Annotated in this window: 21 protein-coding genes and 1 pseudogene; 8 read left to right on the top strand and 14 right to left on the bottom strand. The window is 64.3% G+C overall.

The features are described from left to right. The first annotated feature begins 26 nt into the window (after window positions 1-26). Together N7I30_RS19085 and N7I30_RS19090 are read left to right on the top strand one after the other, a co-directional pair. Complete coding sequence (locus tag N7I30_RS19085; protein WP_491390621.1) at window positions 27-659, top strand: DUF1326 domain-containing protein; 633 nt, start codon at window positions 27-29, stop codon at window positions 657-659. A 1-nt stretch (window position 660) separates the two neighbouring features. Beyond that, a complete protein-coding gene (locus N7I30_RS19090; protein WP_491390622.1) occupies window positions 661-1,497 on the top strand; it encodes a DUF2182 domain-containing protein in 837 nt (278 codons plus the stop codon). Window positions 1,498-1,629: 132 nt separating this feature from the next. Here the strand turns inward: N7I30_RS19090 and N7I30_RS19095 are convergent, their stop codons facing one another. Beyond that, a complete protein-coding gene (locus N7I30_RS19095) occupies window positions 1,630-3,411 on the bottom strand; it encodes a CHASE2 domain-containing protein (RefSeq protein ID WP_491390623.1) in 1,782 nt (593 codons plus the stop codon). Window positions 3,412-3,496: 85 nt separating this feature from the next. Continuing rightward, window positions 3,497-4,012 (bottom strand): FecR domain-containing protein, encoded by a 516-nt coding sequence (locus N7I30_RS19100; RefSeq protein WP_188076164.1) that lies wholly within the window; start codon window positions 4,010-4,012, stop codon window positions 3,497-3,499. A gap of 558 nt (window positions 4,013-4,570) precedes the next feature. On the opposite strand from N7I30_RS19100, the pseudogene N7I30_RS19105 reads away from it, so the two are divergent. Next, window positions 4,571-5,171 (top strand): annotated as a pseudogene (locus N7I30_RS19105) (tyrosine-type recombinase/integrase). 327 nt (window positions 5,172-5,498) lie between these two features. On the opposite strand, the gene N7I30_RS19110 reads toward N7I30_RS19105, so the two are convergent. Then, complete coding sequence (locus tag N7I30_RS19110) at window positions 5,499-5,879, bottom strand: winged helix-turn-helix transcriptional regulator (protein ID WP_491390624.1); 381 nt, start codon at window positions 5,877-5,879, stop codon at window positions 5,499-5,501. Between the two features lie 104 nt (window positions 5,880-5,983). On the opposite strand from N7I30_RS19110, the gene N7I30_RS19115 reads away from it, so the two are divergent. After that, a complete protein-coding gene (locus N7I30_RS19115) occupies window positions 5,984-6,733 on the top strand; it encodes an SDR family NAD(P)-dependent oxidoreductase (protein WP_491390625.1) in 750 nt (249 codons plus the stop codon). A 344-nt stretch (window positions 6,734-7,077) separates the two neighbouring features. Here N7I30_RS19115 and N7I30_RS19120 read toward each other — a convergent pair whose 3' ends face one another. From N7I30_RS19120 to N7I30_RS19130, 3 genes are all read right to left on the bottom strand, one after another. After that, entirely contained in the window at window positions 7,078-8,463 is a 1,386-nt protein-coding gene (locus N7I30_RS19120; RefSeq protein ID WP_348198796.1) for a sensor histidine kinase, read from the bottom strand. Next, the gene (locus N7I30_RS19125; RefSeq protein ID WP_228241436.1) at window positions 8,460-9,137 is read right to left on the bottom strand and encodes a response regulator; all 678 of its coding nucleotides are present in this window, start codon (window positions 9,135-9,137) and stop codon (window positions 8,460-8,462) included. The genes N7I30_RS19120 and N7I30_RS19125 overlap by 4 nt, the downstream gene beginning before the upstream one ends. Before the next feature lie 495 nt (window positions 9,138-9,632). Continuing rightward, window positions 9,633-9,914, bottom strand: a complete 282-nt coding sequence (locus N7I30_RS19130) for a hypothetical protein (RefSeq protein WP_348198430.1) — start codon at window positions 9,912-9,914, stop codon at window positions 9,633-9,635. Between the two features lie 73 nt (window positions 9,915-9,987). Here N7I30_RS19130 and N7I30_RS19135 point away from each other — a divergent pair, with 73 nt between their 5' ends. Next, window positions 9,988-10,464, top strand: coding sequence for a phosphatase PAP2 family protein (locus tag N7I30_RS19135; protein ID WP_498640856.1), 477 nt, complete (start codon window positions 9,988-9,990; stop codon window positions 10,462-10,464). 355 nt (window positions 10,465-10,819) lie between these two features. Here the strand turns inward: N7I30_RS19135 and N7I30_RS19140 are convergent, their stop codons facing one another. Next, complete coding sequence (locus tag N7I30_RS19140) at window positions 10,820-11,575, bottom strand: SDR family oxidoreductase (protein WP_491390628.1); 756 nt, start codon at window positions 11,573-11,575, stop codon at window positions 10,820-10,822. Window positions 11,576-11,673: 98 nt separating this feature from the next. Here N7I30_RS19140 and N7I30_RS19145 point away from each other — a divergent pair, with 98 nt between their 5' ends. Further along, window positions 11,674-12,579, top strand: coding sequence for an AraC family transcriptional regulator (locus tag N7I30_RS19145; protein ID WP_187392538.1), 906 nt, complete (start codon window positions 11,674-11,676; stop codon window positions 12,577-12,579). A gap of 98 nt (window positions 12,580-12,677) precedes the next feature. Here the strand turns inward: N7I30_RS19145 and N7I30_RS19150 are convergent, their stop codons facing one another. From N7I30_RS19150 to N7I30_RS19165, 4 genes are all read right to left on the bottom strand, one after another. Further along, window positions 12,678-13,298, bottom strand: coding sequence for a response regulator transcription factor (locus N7I30_RS19150; protein WP_228241544.1), 621 nt, complete (start codon window positions 13,296-13,298; stop codon window positions 12,678-12,680). A 236-nt stretch (window positions 13,299-13,534) separates the two neighbouring features. Then, entirely contained in the window at window positions 13,535-13,966 is a 432-nt protein-coding gene (locus tag N7I30_RS19155) for a hypothetical protein (RefSeq protein WP_187392540.1), read from the bottom strand. Window positions 13,967-14,069: 103 nt separating this feature from the next. Beyond that, window positions 14,070-14,831 carry a hypothetical protein gene (locus N7I30_RS19160; protein ID WP_491390629.1) on the bottom strand — a complete coding sequence of 254 codons (762 nt, stop codon included), beginning with the start codon at window positions 14,829-14,831 and terminating at the stop codon, window positions 14,070-14,072. Further along, a complete protein-coding gene (locus N7I30_RS19165; RefSeq protein WP_491390630.1) occupies window positions 14,821-15,951 on the bottom strand; it encodes a CsgG/HfaB family protein in 1,131 nt (376 codons plus the stop codon). The genes N7I30_RS19160 and N7I30_RS19165 overlap by 11 nt, the downstream gene beginning before the upstream one ends. Before the next feature lie 255 nt (window positions 15,952-16,206). On the opposite strand from N7I30_RS19165, the gene N7I30_RS19170 reads away from it, so the two are divergent. Both N7I30_RS19170 and N7I30_RS19175 read left to right on the top strand, forming a co-directional pair. Beyond that, window positions 16,207-16,728, top strand: a complete 522-nt coding sequence (locus N7I30_RS19170; RefSeq protein WP_491374384.1) for a putative pterin-binding protein — start codon at window positions 16,207-16,209, stop codon at window positions 16,726-16,728. Window positions 16,729-16,750: 22 nt separating this feature from the next. Continuing rightward, entirely contained in the window at window positions 16,751-19,363 is a 2,613-nt protein-coding gene (locus N7I30_RS19175) for a PAS domain-containing hybrid sensor histidine kinase/response regulator (protein ID WP_228241553.1), read from the top strand. 140 nt (window positions 19,364-19,503) lie between these two features. On the opposite strand, the gene N7I30_RS19180 is transcribed toward N7I30_RS19175, so the two are convergent. From N7I30_RS19180 to N7I30_RS19190, 3 genes are all read right to left on the bottom strand, one after another. After that, on the bottom strand, window positions 19,504-20,793 hold the full coding sequence (locus N7I30_RS19180; protein ID WP_024351267.1) for a PQQ-dependent sugar dehydrogenase: 1,290 nt from the start codon (window positions 20,791-20,793) through the stop codon (window positions 19,504-19,506). A gap of 361 nt (window positions 20,794-21,154) precedes the next feature. Next, entirely contained in the window at window positions 21,155-21,829 is a 675-nt protein-coding gene (locus N7I30_RS19185; protein ID WP_024351266.1) for a class I SAM-dependent methyltransferase, read from the bottom strand. A 235-nt stretch (window positions 21,830-22,064) separates the two neighbouring features. After that, the gene (locus N7I30_RS19190) at window positions 22,065-23,204 is read right to left on the bottom strand and encodes an alpha-D-ribose 1-methylphosphonate 5-triphosphate diphosphatase (RefSeq protein ID WP_024351265.1); all 1,140 of its coding nucleotides are present in this window, start codon (window positions 23,202-23,204) and stop codon (window positions 22,065-22,067) included. Between the last annotated feature and the right edge of the window lie 82 nt (window positions 23,205-23,286).

The following is a 23,286-nucleotide window of genomic DNA, read 5'->3' on the forward strand; positions in this document are numbered from 1 at the left end:
CTGACCGAACCCGCAAGGATGATGTCATGACGCCATGGGAAATCGAAGGGGTGGAACTGGTCAACTGCAACTGCGCCTATGGCTGCCCTTGCCAGTTCAATGCTCTGCCGACGCACGGACACTGCCAGGCGAACGGTGCGATCGACATCCGGCGAGGACACCATGGCAAGGTCAGTCTCGACGGGATGCGTATCGCGTTCATCTTCCAGTGGCCCGGCGCCATCCACGAAGGTGGCGGCAAGTGCCAGCCGATCGTCGACGAGCGCGCCGACGAGAACCAACGTCAGGCGCTTCTGACGATCATGTCGGGGGAGGACTCCGAGCCCGGCAGGACGATGTTCAACGTCTTTGCGTCGACCGTGAGCGAGTTCTTCGAGCCCGCCTTCCGCAAGATCGACATGGACGTCGATGTCGATGCGCGGCGCGGGTACATCCACGTCGATGGCTTCATCGACATTACCGGCGAGCCCATCCGCAATGTCGTGACAGGACGGGAGCATCGGGCGCGGATCGATCTGCCCGACGGGTTCGAGTACACCCTGGCGGAAGTCGGCAGCGCCTCCTCGAAGACGCAGGGCCCAATCGCTTTCGATCTCGCAAACTCCTACGGCCAGTTCGCCCGGCTGCATTTGAGCGGGCAGGGGCCGATCAGGGTCTGACATGGCCGACGCTGTCCCGCGGATATCGGCAGTGGAGATATTGATCCGGCGGGACCGCCTGGTCATGCTGACCGGCCTTGTCGCGCTCCTCATTCTGGCGTGGGCGTGGCTGCTGGTCGGGGCCGGCACCGGCATGAACATCTGGGTGATGAGCCGTCCCGCGATTTTTCCCGGCGGGGAGGCGGGATTGACGATGCCAGCGACTTCGTGGTCGGTCGCAACCTGGATCATCGTCGCCGGCATGTGGTGGATCATGATGATCGCCATGATGATCCCAAGCGTCACGCCGATGGTTCTGCTCCACGCCCGGGTCAGTCGCCACGCCCAGAGTAAGGGACAGATTGCCGCCGGCGCGATTCCATCCGGCGTCTTTCTCGGCGGTTATCTCCTGGTCTGGCTCGCCTTTTCGCTGTTCGCCACCACTCTTCAATTCGCCTGCGAACAGCTCGGTGTTCTGTCTCAGCCGATGATGTGGTCGGTGAATGTCTGGATGGCGGCGGCCTTGCTCGTCGCCGCCGGCCTCTACCAGATATCTCCATTCAAGCGGGTGTGCCTTGAACATTGCCGCGCGCCCGCCGAGTTCCTGTCTCGGCACTGGCGCAAGGGCCGCGCCGGCGCCTTTCGCATGGGCGTCGAACACGGTGCATACTGCCTCGGCTGCTGCTGGACCTTGATGGCGTTGCTGTTCGTAGGCGGCATCATGAATCTCTACTGGATTACCGGTCTGGCTATCATTGTCCTCCTCGAGAAAATCATGCCCCGAGGCGACAGGTTGGCGCGAGTGCTAGGCTCAATGTTCGTTCTCGCCGGGGCTTGGATCGCGATTGGGGCAATCTGATCAGTTGCTACCTCGACCGAATGCGAAGCCATTGATTGTCCAAGCCTTCCTTGTTCTTCGAGCTCACGCTGATCCTGCCTGAATCTCGCAAAACTCGTCTTCGACCTTTCCTGATCGTTCAACGGACGAGCGTTAGCTTGTGCCGTTCCTATTCGTCCGGAGGCGCGGATGCGTCCACAGGGCGACGTCGATCGTCGCACGGTGACCGCGAATGCTCTCCGTACGGAGCCCGTCGGGCGGCGTGACGTTCTGGCCGCCGTCTTTGATCGCCTTGATCGCAGCGGCGGATACTGCGAATTGGGCACCCTCGACCTTGGCGACTTCCATCAGACGGCTCGCCAGATTGACCGTGTCGCCGCTGACACTGATTTGCTGGTGGGCCTCATGGCCTAGGCGGGCAAGGACGACCGGACCGTAGTGCAGGCCGAGCCGCAACCCGAGGCCGCCAGGCTCGGCCTGCGGCTGCGACGCGACCCAGTCGCGCGTGTTGTCGGCTAGCGCGACGCCTGCCGCGAAGGCGCGACCGCACGGGTCGCCCACGTCTTCGACGATGCCGAAGACGATCATCGCGCCGTCTCCCATAAAGTTCATTACCACCCCCTCATGCTTGGCGACGGTGTCGACAACAAGGGTGTGGAATTGCTTGAGGAAGGTCTGGGTGCGGGCAGGACCGAGTTCCTCGCTTCGCCGAGTGAAGCCCGAGAGGTCCAGGAAGAGGACGGCGGCCGCTTGCTCCAGCGGTTGTCTCAGATAGTCCGGATCCGCTGCGATACGCTCGGAGAGCAGGGCGGGGTGGAAGCGTCGCAGGGCCGCCTCGGCGGCAACAACCGTCCGCGCCTCCTTACGCTCGTGCAACTGGCGGGCGAATCCGGCTATGGCTATTGGGGGAACCGCGGCGACGATTGGCAAAGCGGCGCTCGTCCAGATGTCGCCAGCGAACAGGATGAAAGTGCCGGCCAGAACCGCCAAATGGGCCAATCCGACCAGCGGCAGGCTTCGAGTCAGCGGCAGGAACAGGACGAGGAGAACGCCGCTCAAGGCGAGCATTAGTGCAATGGAAGCGTCAACTTGGCGTGTCATAGCATTGCGGGTAGGGGTTTGAGCGCTCAGCAATTGCGCGACGCCCGTCGCTTGAATCTCGACCCCTGGCGTGACGGGATCGAACGGTGTCGCGAAGCTGTCGCCGACACCAGTCGCGGTAACCCCGATCATTGCGAGATGGGCAGCCAAGGACGGGCTCCGGCCTGAAAGAACTTCTTCCGCGCTGATTGTCCGGATCGCCCCAGCCGGTCCGAAGAACCGCAGCGATAAGTGCCAGCGCGAGTCCAATGGAATCGGATCATTGCCAATGGTAACGCTATCGGAGGTCAAGACGGTCTCCGCGTTCCGGTGGAGCGCTGCGGCCTTCAGAGCGAACCCCTGCACGAGGCCGCGCGGTGACTGGAACAGCAAGGGCAGGTGGCGCGGCGTTCCGCCTGCGTCCGCAGCGACGTTGGCGAAGCCCACTGCCGCAACGCGATCGAACTTCGGCAAGGGCCACAGATCGTTGTCGGGCATGGGCGCCGCCACCGCCTGTGGGTCACTCTTACGGAACTGGCCGGCGGCTGCAATCACGCTGGGAATGGTTGCCAGAGCCTCAGCCAGCGCATCATCAGCATCCGTCTCCGCGGGATCGACCAGCAGGATGTCGAGAGCCAGCGTTTTTGCGCCTGCGGCGACGATTTCCCGGATCAGCATGGCGAGGCGCCCGCGATCTAGAGGATAGCCACCTTCGGCTGCGACCGTCGCGTCATCGATCGCGACGATTATGATTTCCTCCGGCGTCTCCCGGGGGCCAGCGGCAAGAAGCCGGAGATCGACCAGCGGCGCCTCGATGAGATCCACGACGCTGCGCTGTCCGGAAACGTGGAGCATGCCGAGCCACCCAGCCCAGCAAATGGCTGCGAGGGCCGCGAGGGCGATAGTTGTAAGCGGAGCTCGTACCCGCCGCTGCAACGCTCTAGCGCCCGAAGCGGGAAAGCAGGCGGGAGACCCGCTCCCGGGGCCATCTGCGAACTGTCAGGGGGGCGCCGGGACTCACGTCAACGCCTTCGCCCGGTCTCAGGAGGACGGTGCCCGGACCCGTACGCCGACCGACCTGCACCTGTCCTTGGACAACGAAAACCGCGGTGGCACCAGGGCTGACATCGACCGCATACAAGGTGCCACGTACTGAGGCGATCGCGTGCGGCGTCCTGATCTGGAAAGGCCGCGAGGTCTCTAAGTCGATTAGAACCGCTTTCGTATCGAGACGGACCGCGTGGGGCGGTCCGTCCGACGCCGGCGCAAGGATCTGCAGTCTTGCGGCCGCCTCGGCCTCGATGAGCAAACCGCCGGGGCAGCGGATCATGGTGCGCGGTGGATCACGCAAGATCACGGATGTGCAGGTCCCATCTTGCTGCGCGACGGCCGCCCCGCAGGTGATGAGAAGAAGGGCTGCCACTGCCACGCGCGTCCGGAATGTAGAGACTTGCATTCGACGTCTCCCAATAGCGCTGCCTGGCTTCCCCGACGATTTCCTCTAGGTCATCTTTCCTGCTTCTGCCCATTTCTGGTTCACTTCAAGGCGGAAGCGTCGCTTTTCTCCAGATCGGGCTTTCTCACGCGAGGCACGGCGGCGGCAATGTTGCCATGGGACGTCGCCGCATCGATCAGTCCTGCTGGCTGCCGGACGATAGCCTTCTTAGGCCGGCAGAAGCAGCAAAGAGGCGAAGATACTGACCGACGACCGCTGGCCCAGGTTTACTTCTGCTTTTGGAAGACCTCACGCGACGGCTCCAGGCAGAAAGGTTTGACCGCCGAATGGCGGCTTTCGCCGTCTACGGGCCCGGAAGCGAACGATCTGTTGCCGTGAAGGGCTTCGGGCGCCCTGAGGCGTGCGAAACGATTCACGTAAGCGGTCGACAGTTTTCGGTCATACCGCCCAGAAAGCTGCTGGTCGGCTTTCTGCCCACGGCGGCGTCGGAAATCATTCCTGCTCCGCACCCCATGCCGGACATTTCCTGTCGGCCATCCTGGCCGCGGGAGCACGACAATGGGACATTCATCATTCGATCCGGCGACGAACGCACGCAGGGCTTGGAACGCAGGACGCTCCGTTGGCGCAAAGCGGACGCTGAAGCGATCGCAGGTTTGGGCTATCCGCTTCTGGCTTGATCGCGAGAGCCGATTGCGCGATCGGGCACTCTTCGATCTTGCCATCGACAGAAAGCTGCGCGGCTGTGACGTCGTCAAGGTCAAAATCGGCGACCTCGTGTCGGGCGGGCGCGTCCGGGCCCGGGCCGTTGTCGTTCAGCGGAAGACGAAGCGGCCTGTGCAGTTCGAGCTTCTAGAGGCGGCGCGGGGGTACGATCGACGAGTATGCCTTCCCGAGTCGCATTGACCATTCAGCTCATTTGAGCACGCGCCAGTACGCCCGCCTTGTCGATGAATGGGTGACGGCAATCGGCCTTCGCAGGGAGGACTACGGCACCCATTCGCTTCGGCGAACAAAGGCATCGATTATCTACAAGGCAACTGGCAATCTGAGGGCCGTGCAGATCCTGCTCGGACACACGAAGATTGAGAGCACGGTGCGCTACCTCGGTGTCGATGTCGAGGACGCGCTAGCACTTGCCGAGAGCACTGAGGTGTAGCAGTCGCTCTCGTGTCCTTTCTCAGGAACGGCCGCTTCGGAGTATCGCTAGCGGCCGTTCCGATAGCGAGACCGGGTGGAGAGCAGTCGTTCGCAAGGCCGCAATTCAATGGCAGCTAGGCGGACGAAGTTGCCGTCGAGCTGAGAACCCCGGATCGAAATAAGCGCGACGGCGTGCGTAGCGATATCCCCGAACCATGAACCGCCCGAGAACGAGCGTAGCCGCGTTCCCTTCGGACTGGCACCGGATCCGCCAGATCAATGTCGTGATGGATGCGGCCAGGTGTACGGACTTGGGGCGGGTTGGCGGCACAACGCTGCCTTCCGGCTATCGGCTCACATCGATTGCGTGCGGATCGCCGTTGTTCGAAGCAGGGCGACGCGCCACAATTGCCGCCAGGTCGCTCGAATGCTGCGCTCCCCATTCACAGAGCTGGACGAGAGCCGTTGCAAAGCTGATGCCAAAGGGGGTCAGCGAATATTCGACCTTCAGCGGGACCTCGCCGTAGTCGTGGCAAAGGACGACCCCGTCGGCAATCAGCTCCTTCAATTGCTGGGCAAGAACCTTGTCACTGACCTTCCCGATCGCGCGTCGCAACGTGCCGTAGCGCAATGTGCCCCGCGACAGATGGTAGACGATCAGCGACTTCCATTTGCCGCCCATGACTTGGAGCACCGCATCCAATCCGCAGGTGAAAGGGGAGGTCATCTGTTCGTCCGCTCGTTTTTCTGGGTACTTACCAAGTGGTGCATACTGGAAGACAGGAAGGCAACCCGCCAGACTTCCCGAACCACTGAAAAATGAGGAAAGTCATGGCTAGACTCGAAGGCAAGATCGCCGTCATCACGGGCGCCAACAGCGGCATCGGCCTGGCTGCGGCCCAGCGCTTCGCGGCAGAAGGTGCCCACGTCTACATCACCGGCCGTCGGCAGCAGGAACTCGACAAGGCCGCCGCCGAAATCGGCCCCGACGTGACCGTCGTTCAGGGTGATGTGACGAAGGTCTCCGACCTGGATCGCCTGTTCGAGGTGGTCCGTACCGCGCATGGCCGCATCGACATCCTGTTCGCCAATGCAGGGCTGGGGCAGGTCGAACCCCTTGGGGGGATCACCGAAGCCGCTTTCGATCTGACGTTCGGCGTGAACGTGAAGGGGACCGTCTTCACCGTCCAGAAGGCGTTGCCGCTGATGACGAAAGGCGCTTCGATCATCCTCACCGGATCGACCACCGGTTCGACGGGAACTCCGGCTTTCAGCATCTACAGCGCAAGCAAGGCGGCGGTCCGCAATCTCGCGCGAAGCTGGGCGCTGGATCTCAAGGGGACGGGCATCCGCGTGAACGTCCTGTCGCCGGGTGCCACGGACACGCCGGGCCTGAATGCGCTGGCGCCCGGCGAAGAGGAAAATCGAGCCTTCGTTGCGGGTTTCGAAGCGGCCATCCCGCTTGGCCGGATCGGAACGCCGGACGAGATCGCCGCCGCCGCCCTGTTTCTCGCCTCGAACGAGAGCAGCTTCGTCAACGGAAGCGAACTCTTCGCCGACGGGGGAATGGCGCAGGTCTGAACCTCGGCCCCCTGCGCAATGGTCGGGGGCCCGAAAGGCGCGTCTTTCGCGGCCGCCGCCGTTCGCAACGCGAGGACGAACGGCGGCAATGGGCTCGAAGCGGACATTCACCGGACGACGGTAGGACGTCTCGTTTGGGTCGTGAGCGGTACGACAGCTATCGGCCATACAGTCCAGAAAGCCGCCGGTCGGCTTTCGGCCCATTGTTGCCGCCTGCAAATGGATTGGGCGGGCGGAAAGCGATCGTTCTGCGGCCGCTGCCACGCAACCCGTTTCCGGCGCATTGTGGTCGTTCAGGGTCGGACCGCTTCGCGACCCGAGGACAATGGGTTGCTGGGTCAGTCCTAAACTGGACCATGGTCCAGGCTGAAGGTCATTCGAAAGGCAGCGCCGCCCACTGCGGGTTCTCGGCTGAATGTTCCCCTCATGCGCCGCATGGCAGTTTCACATATCGAAAGTCCCAGTCCGCTTCCGGACCGAGCATCGTCATTGCCCCGGACGAACCGTGCAAAACCTGAACAGGGAAACTCCCGCGGCAATCCCGGACCCGTATCGGCAAATAGAAGCGTTCCGTCGTTGGATATGGAAACCTTTACACACGTGCCACTTGGTGTGTGTTTACGGACGTTATCCAAGAGATTTCGCACGATCATACCGATCAGTGTCGAATCGCCGATGACCCGAACGGGCAAGTCCAGGCCGTCCGCCTCGAGCGACCATCCGGCGGACACCAGGCGCGGGGCCGCATCCTGCAGGATCTGGGCGATTGTCTCACCGAGGCGGAGCGATTGGAGGGAGAAAGTCGTACTCCCATCTAACCGAGCGATTTGCAGCAACTGCTCGATTAGACGGGCCATTGCATCGATGTCCTGCATGGCCGCATCGCGGTCCGGATCAGATGCGAGGCCTTCCAACCGGAGCTTGAGGTCGGCAAGCGGCGTTCTAAGTTCATGAGCCGCATGGATCGAGAAATCGCGTTGAGCAACTGCACCGGCCCTTATGCTGTCCAAGGCATGGTTGACGGCAGCGATCAATGGCTGCACCTCCGCAGGTGCCGATGAGCCGGCAAGCCGCTGATGCCCCAAATTGTCAAAGGTGATCCGTTCGGCCTGCGCAGCCACTCGCCGGAGTCCCAGCAGACTGAAGCGAACGATGCTCACTGCAGTGATCACCATGACGACAAGCATTGCCAGCGCCGCCCAACCGAGTTCTTCGAGGGATTGGGCAAAGAACGTGTTGGTTAGGGCGGTGACATCCGAGCGCGATCGCGCCAGCCGGAGCCAAACCCCAAACTCCGGGACGTAAAGTTCGGCGATCAGGACTGGTCCGGTACCGTCAAGCGTCGGTCCACTTGAAAGAACCGGTTCTGCGTCTGCTGATTGAGGGCGTCCGGCTGGAGCGTTGGCATCGGAGCGATCTAGTACCGTCCCGGTTTCATCGGTAACGGTGTAGCCGTAGACTGGCCGTGTACCTGACAGAAGCCCGGTATAGGGTGGATCAACCTCTGATGATGGCTCCGCCGGGCGGTCGAGTACGACCGTGCCGCCAGGATTGCGCCGAAGCAACCCCGCCCATTCCTCGACTTGAGTGGATAGCCCGCGTTCTTCTATCGCGAATTGGCCACGCGTGAACTCCAGGAACAGGATCGTACCGGCACCAATCAGGGTCAGAACGGATATCACCGTTACGACCACCGCGAGCCTCACGTCGAGGCGATAGGCCCGTCTCATGATCGGGTCTCGCACAGGATGTAGCCGAGGCCGCGCAGCGCCTTGAGTTCGACAGTCGCCCCGGCCTCCGAAAGCTTCCTGCGAAGTCGATGAACCAGCGTCTCGACCGCGTTGTCCGACCAGTCCTGGTGAAGCGCATAAAGATGCTCGCCCAGCATCCGCTTCGGCGTCACGCGGTCGCCGGCACGGATCAGCTTGTCGAGGGCAGCATGTTCCTGGGCCGTCAGCCTCACGTCTCGATCAGCCACGGTCAGGCTCGCACTTTGGGGGTCGTAGAGAAGATTCCCGATCCGCAACTCGGTCGCCGCGATTTCCGCGGAGCGTCTTCGCAAAGCCCTCAGTCGTGCCAGCAGTTCTTCAGTTGCGAACGGCTTGACGAGATAGTCGTCAGCCCCCGCATCCAGTCCAGTCACCCGATCCCCGATCTCGTCCCGCGCGGTGAGCATCAATGTCGGCGTCCGCAGACCGGCGGCACGGGCGGACCTGACCAGCGCCCGCCCATCGCCGTCATCGAGCATGACGTCCACGATGCAGAGGTCGTATACCGCTATCTTCCACGCCGCGTCGGCGTCCGCGACCGTCGCGAACACATCGACCGCATGACCGGCCTGGGTCAGCCGTTGAGCCAAGGCCTCGGAAAGTAAGCGATCATTCTCGACGACCAGAATTCGCATCACACCTCTCCAGAACCTTACGTCGGCGAGGCAACGTGAAGCTCTCACTTTGCTGACGGGCTGAGCGTGTCCCAACGATGTCGCCCCGGCACTCCGAGGTGGGGCCGCCCGGGATGACGGGATGACGGGATGATGTCGCCCATCCTTCCAGATCCGCTAGCCTGCGATTTTCCTGTCACCCAACGCTTGCCCGGTCAATCTCTCCATGCGGGGCGCGAAGTGCGTTCGCGCCTTGCTGTTGGCGTAGGTCACCTGCCGGTGGCCCATGTTGAATCTGACTAGTGCCGACGGACGATCTCCGTCCGGCTCGGTCTTTGAGAACGAAGAAAAGGGGCCCCTAAACAGCCTGCAACGAGATTCCAATCGGGCCACTTTCAATCGGAACGGCGGTCACTACCCCGGAACTGCGTGCGACACCGCTCGGAATTCGCAGAGCCGACGGAGGCCGAGTCCGCCGGGGTGTGATGGCGGCGCGTGATCGCCACAAGCAAGCCATTACGACCAGCACGTGCGGCGCCCAACATCGGCGGCTTCGTCCAGCAGTTTGCAGGGCTCAAATCTGCAAGTTTTCTGCAAGTTAGCCAGCGCATCCGCCGGGGTCATGAGCGCACCCCTATCCAGCCCCTTTTCATCCGCCGCGAAATCGGACCGTCTGATTATCGCGTTCTTGATCGCCACCTTGGCAGCCAGCATGTTTTTCTGGATTTTTCCAGAACTCGACTTAGTTGTGAGTCGTTGGTTTTTTAGCCCGAACGAAGGCTTTATCTCGTCGAGCAATACAAAACTTCAAGGGCTCCGAAGGAGTTCTCGTTGGGCCTTGGCCGGAGTTATTGTCGTTATACTGCTCCGCATGATCTGGGATACCATCAACGGCGCCTTGACCTGGTCACGTGTGCGGAAGCCGATCTGGCTGCTGGCTGGACTAGCTCTTGGGCCGGGCTTGCTTGTGAACGGCCTCTTGAAGGCGCACTGGGGCCGACCCCGACCAATCAATGTCGACGTTTTTGGAGGGGACGCAGTCCACCAGACGGTCTGGGTCATCAGCGATTGGTGCGATCGAAACTGTTCGTTTGTGAGCGGAGAAGCTTCCTCGTCAGCCTGGCTTGTCGCTGCGGCCCTCGTGACGCCGAAGCCGGTAAGGCTGGCTGCAACAACAGTGACGCTTGTCTACGCTGGATCATTATCGCTTAACCGGATCGCCTTCGGCGGACATTTCCTTTCAGATGTTGTGCTTGCCTGGTTGATCTGCGGACTGATATTCGCAGTTCTTTATCGGCTTATGCCTGACAGGGCTCATCCTTTCCGCTCGGGCGGGACCCATCCTTAGCGAAGCCGCATGCGGGTGGAGCCATTCTGCCGGCTTCTGCCGATCTCCCGTCGTCGTCGACGATCATGCCGCTCGTAAGCGGTGCAGTCTCGCAGGCCCGGACAGGATCGCCGCGGAGGCAAGTTTTGCACACCGCCGAGCGGATCTCCCAGCGTTTGCGCGACGAACATGCCTGTGGCGGGGGCCTGACGGCGGTGGAGGACTATGTCCTGATAGCTTGGGCGTGGCTGCGCAAGACTTTCCGCACCCGCCGGGGCGATACATCTGAAGTCTCCTGCGGCTCGGTTCGGTAGAGATGTCTGGTCCCTATCGGGGGCCAGACATCATCATGCCGGCAGACGATACCGATGTGGATTCAGGCGTCCCAGTCGGCCGCGGCCACAGCGTCGGCACCGGCCGGAAACTTCATCGGACAGTTCGGATCAGTCGCGGCCCGCCATACGGCTTCTGCCACATCTATCGACCTGGTGACGGGGCCGGAGTGCTGCCGCAACTGCGCAACGACCGCGTTCGTGTAGTCCGCATAGGGCTCTGGGAACCCGCCAGCCTCCTCGATACGTCCAAAAGCATTCTTTCCGAAACTCGTCTCGGGGGCGAGACCCGGCAGCACGATGCGGACCGTGACGCCGAAGGGTTCCAACTCCAGCGCGACGGATTCGGTGAACGCGTTCACTGCCGCCTTGCTGGCCGTGTAAACGGACAGCAGTGGCAGCGGCTTCACCGTGACGGTCGAAGTCACGTTGACGATCGTGCCAGACCGACGCTCACGGAACTGCGGCAGGACAGCCTGCATGGTCCGCATGGTCCCGATCGTGTTGGTCTCGAAGATGTCCCGGGCGATGTCCATGGGCGTGCCTTCCAGCGCATTAAGCCAGCCCACCCCGGCATTGTTGACGAGGACGTCGATCGGACCTGCCGCCTCGACCGCGCGCCGGACGCTTTCGTCGCTCCGGACGTCGAGGGGGAGGATACGGAGATGTTCCGAGGCGGGGAGGACGCTCTCGTCCGGGGTGCGCATGGTGGCGACGACCTTCCAGCTCTGGCCGAGGAAGTACCTGGCGATGTCGAGCCCGAAGCCGGACGAGCAGCCTGTGATGAGGACGGTGTTCATGATGTCTCCTTTGGTGCATGTGCACGGGAGACATGTGGACGTCGCAGGGCGGACCAGCTATCGCAGGAAGTCCTGTTGGCATTCGCGAGCGTCCTGAATTGATCGATCCCTTCGCCGAGGTGGTGGCTTTGCTGCGGCCGAGTCTGCCCTTCTCCAAGCAGGCGAGCGGCGCGGGATCGTGGCGGATCGACGCGTCGGTGACGAAGGATCCGCTGTTCTGCGTGATCCTGGAGGGAGCCGTGCTCATGACGCTGGACGGGCAGCCGAGGCTCGAACTGAAGGAGAATGACTTCGTTCTTGTCCCCGCGGCCCGCGACTTCACGATGTGCAGCGTCGATGGAGGTCCGCCCAAGGGGCATTCGGTCCATACGATGCTCGACGGCGAGATGAGGCACGGCGATCCGTCGAAGCCGACGGACGTACGCATGCTGGCCGGCCGCCTTGCCTTCGGCTCGCCGGATGCCGGGCTGCTCCTGTCCCTGCTTCCGGAACTCATCCATGTGCGGGGGCTGAAGCGGATCGCGACCCTCGTGCAACTCGTCAGGGACGAAGCACAGGACGACCGGCCCGCCCGGGAGATGGTCCTGGCACGCCTGCTCGACGTAATGCTCATCGAGGCGTTGCGAGCGGCGTCGGGCAATGCCGCGCCGCCGGGATTGCTCCGCGGACTGGCCGATGCCCGGCTGGGAAGCGCAATACGCTGCATCCACGCCGATCCGCGTCATGGCTGGACGGTGGAGCGATTGGCGAGGGAGGCGTCGATGTCGCGCTCCGTCTTCTTCGACAGGTTTCGAAGGGAGGTCGGAGTGCCGCCGATGGAGTACCTGCTGTCCTGGAGAATGGCGCTCGCGCGGAATATGCTGAGGCGCGGGGAGGGCGGCGCAAAGGCGGTCGCGGAGGCGGTGGGCTATGGATCCGCCAGCTCCTTCAGCGTCGCGTTCACCCGGTTTGTCGGTGTCCCGCCGATGCAGTTTGCTCGCCAGGCCGGCTCCGAGGCGGGCTAGGCTGCCCGCCTGCGGCCGCTCTTGAGGCGCTACAGGCACGGAAACTTGGCGTCGAAGGACGGCGCCGGGCAAGAACACCGTCGATGGCCGCCTGTCGCCTATTGCTCGAAGAGCTTGGCGTCCCGGGCGATCATGGCGGCGTGGGTGCGGTTGCGGGCGTCGAGCTTGCGGGACAGCGTCTTGACGTGCAGCTTGACGGTGACCTCCTGCAGGTCGAGATCGCGGGCGATCTCCTTGTTGGCCTTGCCGTCGCACAGCCCTTCCAGGACCTGCATTTCCCGTGCCGACAGCTTGTCGGCCAGCGGATGGGAGGCTTCCGCCTCCATCTCGGTCATCCATTCGACCGGCGCGTATTGTTCGCCCGACGCCATGAAACGCAGGGCGTTGACCATGGATTTCGCGCCCAGCGTCTTCGGCACGAAGCCCGCTGCGCCGGCCGCCAGCGCGTCTTCGGCGACGGTGCGCGATGCCACGCCCGACATCAGCGCCACCGGCTTGTCCTGATTGGCCGCGATGGCCCGCTTGAGGCCGGCAAGACCGTCCATTCCGGGCATGCCGTAATCGAGGAGCACAAGATCGAAGGAGCCCGCCTCGTCGATGCGAACCATCGCCTCGTCGAGGGTCGCTGCAACCGTCACCTCGATCCCGCCCTCATTCTGCAGAAACAGCGCGATGGTATCGCGAACCAGGTCGTGATCGTCTGCAACGAGAATCTTCAAGGACCGTCTCCTTCCGATCGCAAACCTCGGGCTTCTGCTGTCAGGACCGCGGCTCTCATTGTGCCCCGCCCGGCAGGAGAGGGCCAGCGGCGCCTCGCAGTGGTCCGTCTCGCACGGTCAGCGTGAGGGCTGAGGCTTTCCGATGGATTAAACAGGCGCATGGGACCGCTGCATTCGGCAGAGGCCCCGTGCGTTGCACATTGTCTGTGCGTGCGGTTCCATGGCCGACGCCGCATCTATTCGCCGATCCAGCTGTTGCCGTTGGCTAGGTTCTGCTCGCCCTCGTCCATGACGTTGGAGGTTGCCTGGGCGTCGCCATCGTTGTTCTGGTGGTTCTCCGTCATGATCAGACCTTCGGCGCCATCCCCCAGCGTCATCTCGATCTGCTGCCAGTTGCCGACGGCGGTGGAGGTGGAATTGATGATGACCGGCGATCCGAAGGCACCGGCGACGCCGGCCGCGCCTGCAGCACTGCCACGATTGTCCCGGGCGTACTGGTAGGCAAAGGCGGTCTCCCGGTTGCGCTCGGGGAAATCCCAGGGATGCGGGCCGACAAGCGGTTCCCGTCCGCCGGCCATGGCGGCGACGGCGAGTTCACCCAGGATCAGGGCGGCGATGGCCGAGACCCAGAACCAGCGGGCATGCGTATCGTGATGTGTCCGGCGCATGATCGGTTTCCTTGCAGGTGAAAGAGGAACGGCGGGGCGTTGGGAGGGCAAACGCCCCGCCGCCGGATCGGAGCGGTTCGACCGAACCGCTCCGGGGGGCCTGTTACGGCAGCGTCACCGCGACGACCGGCTCGGCCGGACCGACATCGACGCTGAAATTGTTGCCGATCGCCGTGGCCGAGGAGCCGAGCGCAGGGCCGTCCAGGCCGCCGACACCGGTGAAGCCGGCAATCGTCATCATGTCGGCCGAGGAGTTCGCCGACACATCGGCCATCGCCGTCTGCACGTTGTTGCCGATGCCCAGGCCGTTCTGCGGGTCGGTGTATTCCAGATCGACGGTCAGACTGTTGACGACGGCCGTGGCCGAATTGTCGAGGCTTGCGTTGTAGATGGTGTCCGACGTCGCATCGGCACTCACCGAGCCGGCCTCTGCCGGATCGAGCCCGCCGAAATTCTGCACCGAGTCGTAGTTGATCTGCACGTCGGACGAGATCGCGGCGCTGTTGCCCAGGGCCTGCGCGTTGTTCTCAAGCGCCGCCAGGTCGGAGACCGAGCTCGTGTCGATGCCGACGATGTCGAGCACCGGAGCAAGCGGATCGAGAAGCGCTCCGGCCGGCGCATTGGTGAAGGCGCTGATATTGCTGGTCGCGGCGATGTCGCCGAGCAGGTCCTGCTCGTTCTCGGCCTGGTTCAGGCCGGTGGGCGCGAGTTCCGTGATCGCCGTGGTGGTGGTGTCGATCGTGGTGGTGACGTTGGCATCCCAGATCCAGTTCACCTCGTCGAAGGCATGGGCCGGAACGGCGCCTGCCAGCATTGCGAGAACGGCGGCTCCAGCCATCAGCTGCGTCTGTCGGTTACGCGTCATGTTTCTTCTCCTTGGGGTTTGCCGCAGCTTTCTTGGTGTCCATTCCCGGCTCACAGTGCTTGTTCTTGACTGTTGGGAAGCCGCGTCCTTCGGTGAGGATCTGGTAGGAAGCCAGCTCCACCACCGATCGCACGCCGAGCTGCAGCGGCTCGTTTTTCACAGCTCCGGCGTCGAATTCGAGAAGTTGTGCTCCGAAGAAGCGGTACACGCCGGATTCGACCTCGTAGCCGACGACCTGCTTCTGGAGACTTGTGACGTAGACGGTGCGGAAGGTCCTGACGTCGACCAGCCGAAGGTCCAGGCCGACATTGATGACGGCCTTTCGAATGCCGCCGCCAATGCCGCCGACGAACAACCGCGCGCCCCCGCTCACGATGTTGTAGTTGAGTTCGGTCAGCGCCCCGAGCACGACGAAGTCGGACGGGATCACATCGAGCGTGCGCACCTTCCGGCGGATCGCCTTCTTCTCGATGAGCTGCTGCTCGGCCAGCGGCACCCGGACGTCGAGGCGCTCGGTCAGCGCCACCTGCCGGGTCTTGAAGAAGGCGCTGATGACCATCTCGGAGACGCCCTGGGTCAGCTCGGCGCTGTCGGTATATTTCGCGTAGGTCTTCTGGCCGGTTTTGTCGCTGATCTGCCCGACCGTGAGCGAGGGACGCCGCTTCGTCTTCACGTCGGCCATGGCGGTGAGACAGGCCGTATAGGGTGTCTCGTTGCTCTGGACCGGCGCACCATAGGCCGGGGCGACATGGCTGGCGGCGGTGTAGGCCGCCGTCTGGCATCCGGCGAAGGCCGGAGCGAGGCCGGCGATGACGGCCAGCTTGATCGCCAGTTTGCGCCGGCCGGTGCCCGTATGACCGGAGTTGCCGTTGCAGATTACCGTCGTATTTCTGGCGAGTTTCGATCTCGGCCGCATGACGTTTCCCTCCGAACCCTTTTCGAGAGCCGCGGCTGAAGAAGTGCCGTCCGGTCTGTCTCGATGTCCTGAGTAGAGACCGCCGAAGAACGCAATGACAGCGCGCAACAGGTTAGAAACGGAGACGGAAGAATAGTCCGGTCTCGAACAGATATGCTTGGACAGCCAGGCGGATAGTCGAACTATACGAAAGGCGAGGGGCACCGAGGATGGCCGGCGACCGGACGCCGGTGCGCAGGGCGCGATCCCGCCAGCACAGAGGCGCCGAACAAGGGCTCCGATCGCGGCAGGGCGCGCCCCAGGGCACGCCGGCGACGGGCGACCTATACGAAAGGATAGGCCGGCTCTCCGATGCTCCGGCGCATTGTCCGTGCGGTCAGGCTACGATCGGCGAGGAACCATGCCACGCGGGGCGCCCGCGCCCGTTCAGACCCATCCCACCGGACCGAAGCCGATCTCATGCCGACCGCTCGCCTCGCTGCCCCTGCCTTCGTCGCTGTCCTTGCCCTTGGTACGATGCTCGCTCCAGGCATGGCAGCGGAACTCGACGCACCGACAGGCGACGTCCTCCTGACGGTCAGCGGCGCCGTCACCGTCACCAATCGGGGCGATATGGCGGTCTTCGATCTCGGCCTCCTGGAATCCTTGCCGCAGGTGGAGTTCACCACCGCGACGATCTGGACGCAGGGCGAGCACCGCTTCACCGGCGTGACGCTGGAAGCGCTGCTCGACGCGGTCGGGGCCGACGGGACCATCCTGAATGCCACGGCGATCAACGATTACAGCGTCGAGATCCCGGTCTCCGACGCGGTCGAAGGGGGCCCGATCGTCGCCTATCGCATGGATGGCGAGACCATGTCGGTCCGGGACAAGGGACCGCTCTGGGTCGTCTATCCCTATGACGACGTGCGCGAATATCGCAGCGAGGTGATCTATTCGCGCAGCATCTGGCAGCTCGACCGGATCGACATTTGCCCGTGACGGTCGCGACGGAAGACCCGGCATGATTGCGACCGCCGATCCACGGCCGGCGCGCCGGCGCGTCTGGCAATGGGCCCGTCGATACGGCCTCGGCCTCGCCGCGGGCCTGGTGGTCATCGCGCTGGGCGTCGTCGGGCTGCGCCTGTTCGACGGTGTCTCGGCCCTGCGCTCCGCTCCGCACGACAATCTGCAATGGTCGCTCGCCCAGATCGAGGTCGATCTCCTGCAACTGACCAATGCCGCCGACGTCTTCGACCATCCCGAACAGGGCCTCGGCGAGTTCCGGCGGCGCTTCGACATCTTCTACAGCCGGATGAACACGGTGTCGTCGGGCGCGGTCTTCGCCGAACTGCGCGATATCGACAGCATCGGGGCGATCCTTGCCCGGATCAACGGCTTCCTCGCCGAGACCGTGCCGCTGGTGGACGGCGACGACCGGATGTTGCGTGCCGTCGGCGACCGGGTTCGTGCCGACATCGAGGCGCTGCGCGACCCGGTCCGTCGCCTGTCGTTGGAAGGCGTGCGCCTGTTCGCCAAGCTGTCCGACAGCCAGCGTATCGCCTTCGAGGCGCTGTTGCTCACCGCGTCGCTTGTTGCCGCTGCGCTGATTGTCATCCTGGCCGTCGCCAGTGCGGTGCTGACTCGCCAGTACCGGATCTCGATCCAGCGTCTGCAGGAGTTGCAGCGCAATCGCGAACGGCTGGCCGCGACGATCAATTCGGCGCTCGACGCGATCATCGTCAGCGACGAGAACGGACGGCTGATCGAGATGAACCGGGCGGCGGAGGAGGTCTTCGGATACAGCCGCGCGGATGCCGTCGGCCGCGACATGGCGGAGATGATCATCCCGCCCCGCTACCGCGAAGCGCATCGGGCAGGGATGGCACGTCTGCGCGCCACCGGCGAAAAGCGGGTGGTCGACCAGGGTCGTGTCAATCTTGACGCCCTGCATGCCGACGGCAGCGAATTCCCGGTCGAACTGTCGATCGGTTCGGCCACCGGACAGTCCGGGCCGATCTTCATCGCCTTCATCCGCGACATCTCAGAACGGCTGCAGGCCGAACGGGCGCTGACCGATGCCCGCGACCAGGCCATGGCGGCGGACCGGGCGAAGTCGGAGTTCATCGCCGTGATGAGCCACGAGATGCGGACGCCGCTGAATGGCCTGCTCGGCGTCCTCGACCTTCTCGGGCGGACGAGGCTTGCCGAGGAGCAGGCCGAATATCTTCAGGTCGCCACAACGTCGGGCGAAATCCTGCTGCGCAACGTCAACGACGTGCTCGACATCGCGCGGATGGAATCGGGCAAGCTGACCTTCGACGTCAGGCCGTTCGACCTTGCCGGCACGATCCGCCGAGTCGCCGACGTCAACCGTCCCCTCGCCGCCGCGAGCGGTGTGCCGATCCATGTCGATATCGGGCCGGTGGATCACCTCCTCGGCGATGTCCACCGGATCCAGCAGATCGCCATGAATCTCATCGGCAATGCGGTGAAGTTCACCCGTTCCGGCGAGATCCGCGTCGCCTTGCAGACGCTTTCGGCCGCCGCCGGCTTCACCCGTTTGCGTCTGACGGTGACCGATACCGGCATCGGCATCGCCGCCGCCGACCAGAAGCGGATTTTCGAGGATTTCGTCACCCTCGACGCCTCCTATGCGCGCGAAGCGGCCGGTTCGGGACTGGGGCTCGCCATCTGCCGCCGCATCGTCGACGCCCTCGACGGCACCATCTCGGTCTGCAGCGAACCTGGCCGCGGCAGTTGCTTCACCATGGAGATCACCTTGCCGAACGCCGGGGCCGGCAAGACCGGGGAGGGCGCCTCGCCGCGTCCGTTGGCGGATGCCGCCGCGCAGTCTCGATCGCTCGACGTGCTCGTGGTGGAGGACAATGCGATCAACCGTTTCGTGGTGCGCGAGATGATCACCGAGGCCGGGCATCGGGTGGACGAAGCCTGCGATGGGCTCGAAGGTGTCACCATGGCGGGGCACCGGGCCTACGATCTCGTCCTCATGGACATCAGCATGCCCGGCATGACCGGCATCGAGGCGACGGTCGCCATCCGCGCCTCGCAGGGGCCGTCCTGCAACGCGCCCATCTTCGGCCTGACCGCCCATGCCCGCCCCGAGGAACAGGCACGCTTTGCGGAGGCGGGCATGCAGGCCTGCCTGACCAAGCCGATCCGGATGGAGCGGCTGACCAGGATGATCGCAGACGTGCAAAAGGCGGTTGCGGGAAACGCGAGCCCCGGCGCGAAGGACGCGGCCGCCGTCGACAGGCGGGAGGGCGCCCCCCCGATCCTCGACGCCGACACGCTTGACGAACTGGCGGCGATGATGGCGCCGGCGCGTTTCACGGAGCTTCTGCACCGTGTTTCGAAGGATCTCGACGAGGGAATCGCGGCGCTTCAGGTGGCCATGCGGAAGGGCGAGCACGAGGCGGCAGCGCATGAGGCGCATCGTCTGGCCGGAAGCGCCGCCCTCGTCGGCGCCCAGGCGCTGCATGCGGCTCTCGCCTCCCTCGAAGCGGCCTGCCGAACCGGAGATCCGGCACGTGCCGAAGACGCCGCGCAAACAGCCTGGACGATTGCAGGGGACACACGAACGGTCCTTCGCGAACTGGCGGAAGGCGCACGCTGACCCGTTGCAGCCCGATGACCTGTGGATGCAGGCCGCCCAAATCAGCGACAGCGCGGCCGTGCGGATCAGTGGTGGCCGACGATGCTTTTCCGTTCAAGGCGCGGGCCTCCGCGATCACCGCTACGGGGCGACCGGCCGCGTCAGGCGGCGGTCACGCGCCAGATGACGTCTCCCACATCGTCCGCCATCAGCAGCGATCTGCCGTCCGGGCCGATCGCCACGCCGACGGGACGTCCATAGGCAAGTTTCTCGTCCTCGGACAGGAAGCCGGACAGGATATCGCGAGCCGGTCCGTTCGGCGCGCCATTGGCGAAGGGGACGAAGATCAGCTTGTAGCCGCTGAGCGTCGAGCGGTTCCATGATCCGTGCTGGCCGATCACCATGCCCTCGCCGAACCCCGGCAAGGTGCCGCTCGGCATCCAGCAGAGGCCGAGCGATGCTGTGTGGCCGCCGAGCGCATAATCCGGCTGGATGGCACGGGCGACGAGGTCCGGAGCCTGCGTGACACGGTCGTCCACGGTCTTGCCCCAGTAGCAATAGGGCCAGCCGTAGAACCCGCCCTCTTCGACGGACGTAAGGTAGTCGGGCGGCGTTTCGTCCCCGAGCCCGTCGCGCTCGTTGACGACCGTCCAGAGCTTTCCCGTGACCGGCTCGAAGGCCATGCCGACCGGGTTTCGCAGCCCGGAGGCAAAAATCCGCGCCTGTCCGGTGGCCACGTCCAGTTCCCAGATCGCCGCGCGACCCTCTTCCGCCGCCATCCCCTTGTCGCCGATGTTGGACAGTGATCCGACGCCGGCGTAGATTTTCGCCCGATCCGGGGAGACGATCAGGCTGCGGGTCCAGTGCCCGTGCGGCTTGAAGTCGACGAGCTTTTCACCACCGCCCGTGAGGCTCGTATCGCCTGGCTGGTAGTCGAAGCACCGAATGCCGTCCGTGTTCCCGAGATAGAACCGGTCGCCGACCAGCGCCATGCCGAAGGGCTGGTTCTGGTTTTCCACGAAGACCTCGCGGCGCTCGGCGACGCCGTCCCCATCCGCGTCACGCCAGAGGGTCACGCGATTGGCGCTGCGGCCGACCGCCTTGACGCGGCGCATCGTGGCCTGCTGAGCGTGGTCCATGAGGGTGCGCGGCCGCTCCGGCTGTTCCTTCGACTCCGCCACGAGGACGTCGCCGTTGGGCAGAACCTCGATCCAGCGGGGATGATCGAGGTTCGACGCAAAGGCATTGACCTGAAGCCCCGGCGCGCAGATGGGCAGGCGCCCCTCCTTCCAGCCCTCTGCGGCGGGAAGTTTCAAGGTCATGATTCCCTGCTTTCGCGCCTCCGGAATCTGCGGTGTCAGCCCGACGGCCTGATGCGACGGAGAACCAAGGCGCCTGACGAGCGCGACAGCCCCGCCCACGACTTCAGTCGCCTTCGCGAGAATTCCCATAGTCGACCGCCTTGTCCGAGGAGCATGTATGGAGGGGACCAACAGCTGTGGCGCATTGGCCCTGATATGCGGTTTTCACTATCACATGCGCCGACGTCAAGGCGTCTCGGGCTGCCGCATCGGGCCCGGCCATCCGACATCGCGCGACCGGGCCGAAGCCCGTTTGGCAGGGCGGTTCATAGACCGTCTTCGAGTGCGCGAGCCGGGACATGACCGCTTTCAACGATATGGGGTTGGCCGGGAAACGACTGTAACGGGTCGGCGCGGAACGGCCAGAACCAGAGTTGGTCCTCCGGCGGTACCGGCGATGTCGCAGGCTGGGGCATTCACAGCGTCCTTCCCGCCACCTTCGGCACCGGGGTCAGGGGGCGTAGGCGATCCAGCCCCTGAACGTGAACCCGGCGTAAAACAACGCGACGTCCTCGAAGCCGGCCTCCCGAAGCAAGGCCTCGTCGTCTTCCGGCGACAAGGCCGGCAGACGGTCGCCGATCGCCGCGATCGCGCCCGGCATCTGCGCCGCCGGCACGCCCGACATGACCGCAAAGGCGGCGAAGCGTTCCAGCCAAAGTGCTTTGCGCTCCGGGTCCTGCGGAAAGCTGTGATGCGCAACGGCGAAGGGCGCGCCGGGCCTGAGCCGCCTGCGGAGGGCGATCAGCGTCCGCAAGCGCTCCTCTCGCGGCAGAAAGTGCAGGGTCAGGAGGCAGGTGGCACCGTCGAAGGGCCCGTCCGGCGCGACATCGATGGTGCCTTCATGCAGCCGAACGCGCGAGGTGAGGGGGCCGAGGGTCCTCTTCGCCAGATTCAGCATCTCCGCCGAGGGATCGACGCCGTCGAACCGCCAGCCGGGCTGGAACTCGGCAAATGCCTTCAGTTCAAGCCCGCCACCGGCCCCCAGGACGAGCACATGACCGTCCGCATCCACGCGCTCCGCAAGAAGCAGCGCTGCCATGCGTTGCAAATGGTGAAAGCCCGGCACCATTCGCACCGGACCTTCTGCATATCGGGCAACCGAGGCGGGATCAGAGAACGTCGACAAGTGACACCTTCAGGTCTCCGGGTGCAGAGGCAGCGCCTGCATAACAGGAGGTTAGCACATGCCGGCAAGTCACTGTCATTGCTGATGGAAATCTGGCGTGGATCGAGGCATGCCGGCCCCACCATCTTCTAATCAAGCGATTTGCAGTTGCCTGCAATTAGGCGAATTCGGCCTCCGCACAGACCGCGAGGGGCCGTTTGTTCTATCCGGGCCGGAGCGGGATGCCGCGCACGCCTCAGGCGACCCGGTTGCCCTGGCGCCAGACGGAGCGGACCACCGGCGGCTCGCCGGGATGGCTGCGTACCCGCACCAGATCGGCGCGCCGGCCGACGGCGATGCTGCCGCGGTCTGTCAGGCCGACCGCCTCCGCCGGGTTCAGCGTCACCAGTCTGATCGCCTCCGGCAAGTCCGCCGCACCAATGCCGACGAGATGGAAGGCTGCCTGCAGCATGGAAAACGGGACGTAGTCCGAGGACAAGATGTCGAGGAGGCCGAGCCGAAGCAGTTCGATTGCCGAGACGTTGCCCGAATGCGAGCCACCGCGCACGATATTCGGCGCGCCCATCAGGACATGCAGACCAGCAACGCGCGAAGCGGACGCCGCTTCCAGGGTCGTCGGGAACTCGGCGATGCTCATACCCAGCGCCAGGGCCTCGTCGACATGGGCGATCGTCGCATCGTCATGGGACGCCAGCGCGATGCCGCGCTCCCGGCATATCTCGGCGATATCGCGGCGGTGTCGGTCGGCGAATTCCGTCGACTGCGCCAGCCGCTCGCCGCTGAAACTCTCGAACGCGGCGTCCGAGAGGCCGAGCTTCTTCTGGTAATATGTCCGGTACGCCTCGAGATCGGCGAATTGCCGCTGGCCGGGCGCATGGTCCATCAGCGAGACGAGCTTCAGGAGGGGATTGCCGGCCAATCCGGCAAAGCCTGCCAGGACATCGGCCGCGGAAACTTCGCAGCGCAGATGGATGTAGTGGTCGGCACGCACCCGTTCCTCGTTGACGGCCCTGCCGATCATCTCACCCATCTCGGCCATTTCGTCGGCGGTGAGCGTGGCGTTCTCGTCGGTGCCGACCCGCAGCGCGTCGAAGACCGTGGTGATGCCCGAGCCGGCGATCTGGGTATCGTGCGCCTGGATGGCGGCCATCTTGTTCCACAGCACCTTCGGCCGCGGCATAAAATGCCCCTCGATATGGTCGGTATGCAACTCGACGAGGCCGGGGATGAGCGTGTCGCCGTCCATGTCCTGCCCGGTCCTTGCCGGGCCTTCGCCGATCTCCGCGATCAGTTCGCCGTGCAGGACCAGGTGCCCGTGGATCACCGTATCGGCGGTGACGATGCGGGCGTTGGTCAGTACTGTTTCGTGCGGCATGTCGGGTGATTTTCTGGGTTGAGGGCTTGCGGGAGGAGAATGGCGCCGGCCGCTGCCTTTTCGGGGCGCGCGGCATCGACCC

It is taken from the genome of Aurantimonas litoralis (assembly GCF_026153195.1).
GTDB classification, from domain to species: Bacteria; Pseudomonadota; Alphaproteobacteria; order Rhizobiales; family Rhizobiaceae; genus Aurantimonas; species Aurantimonas coralicida.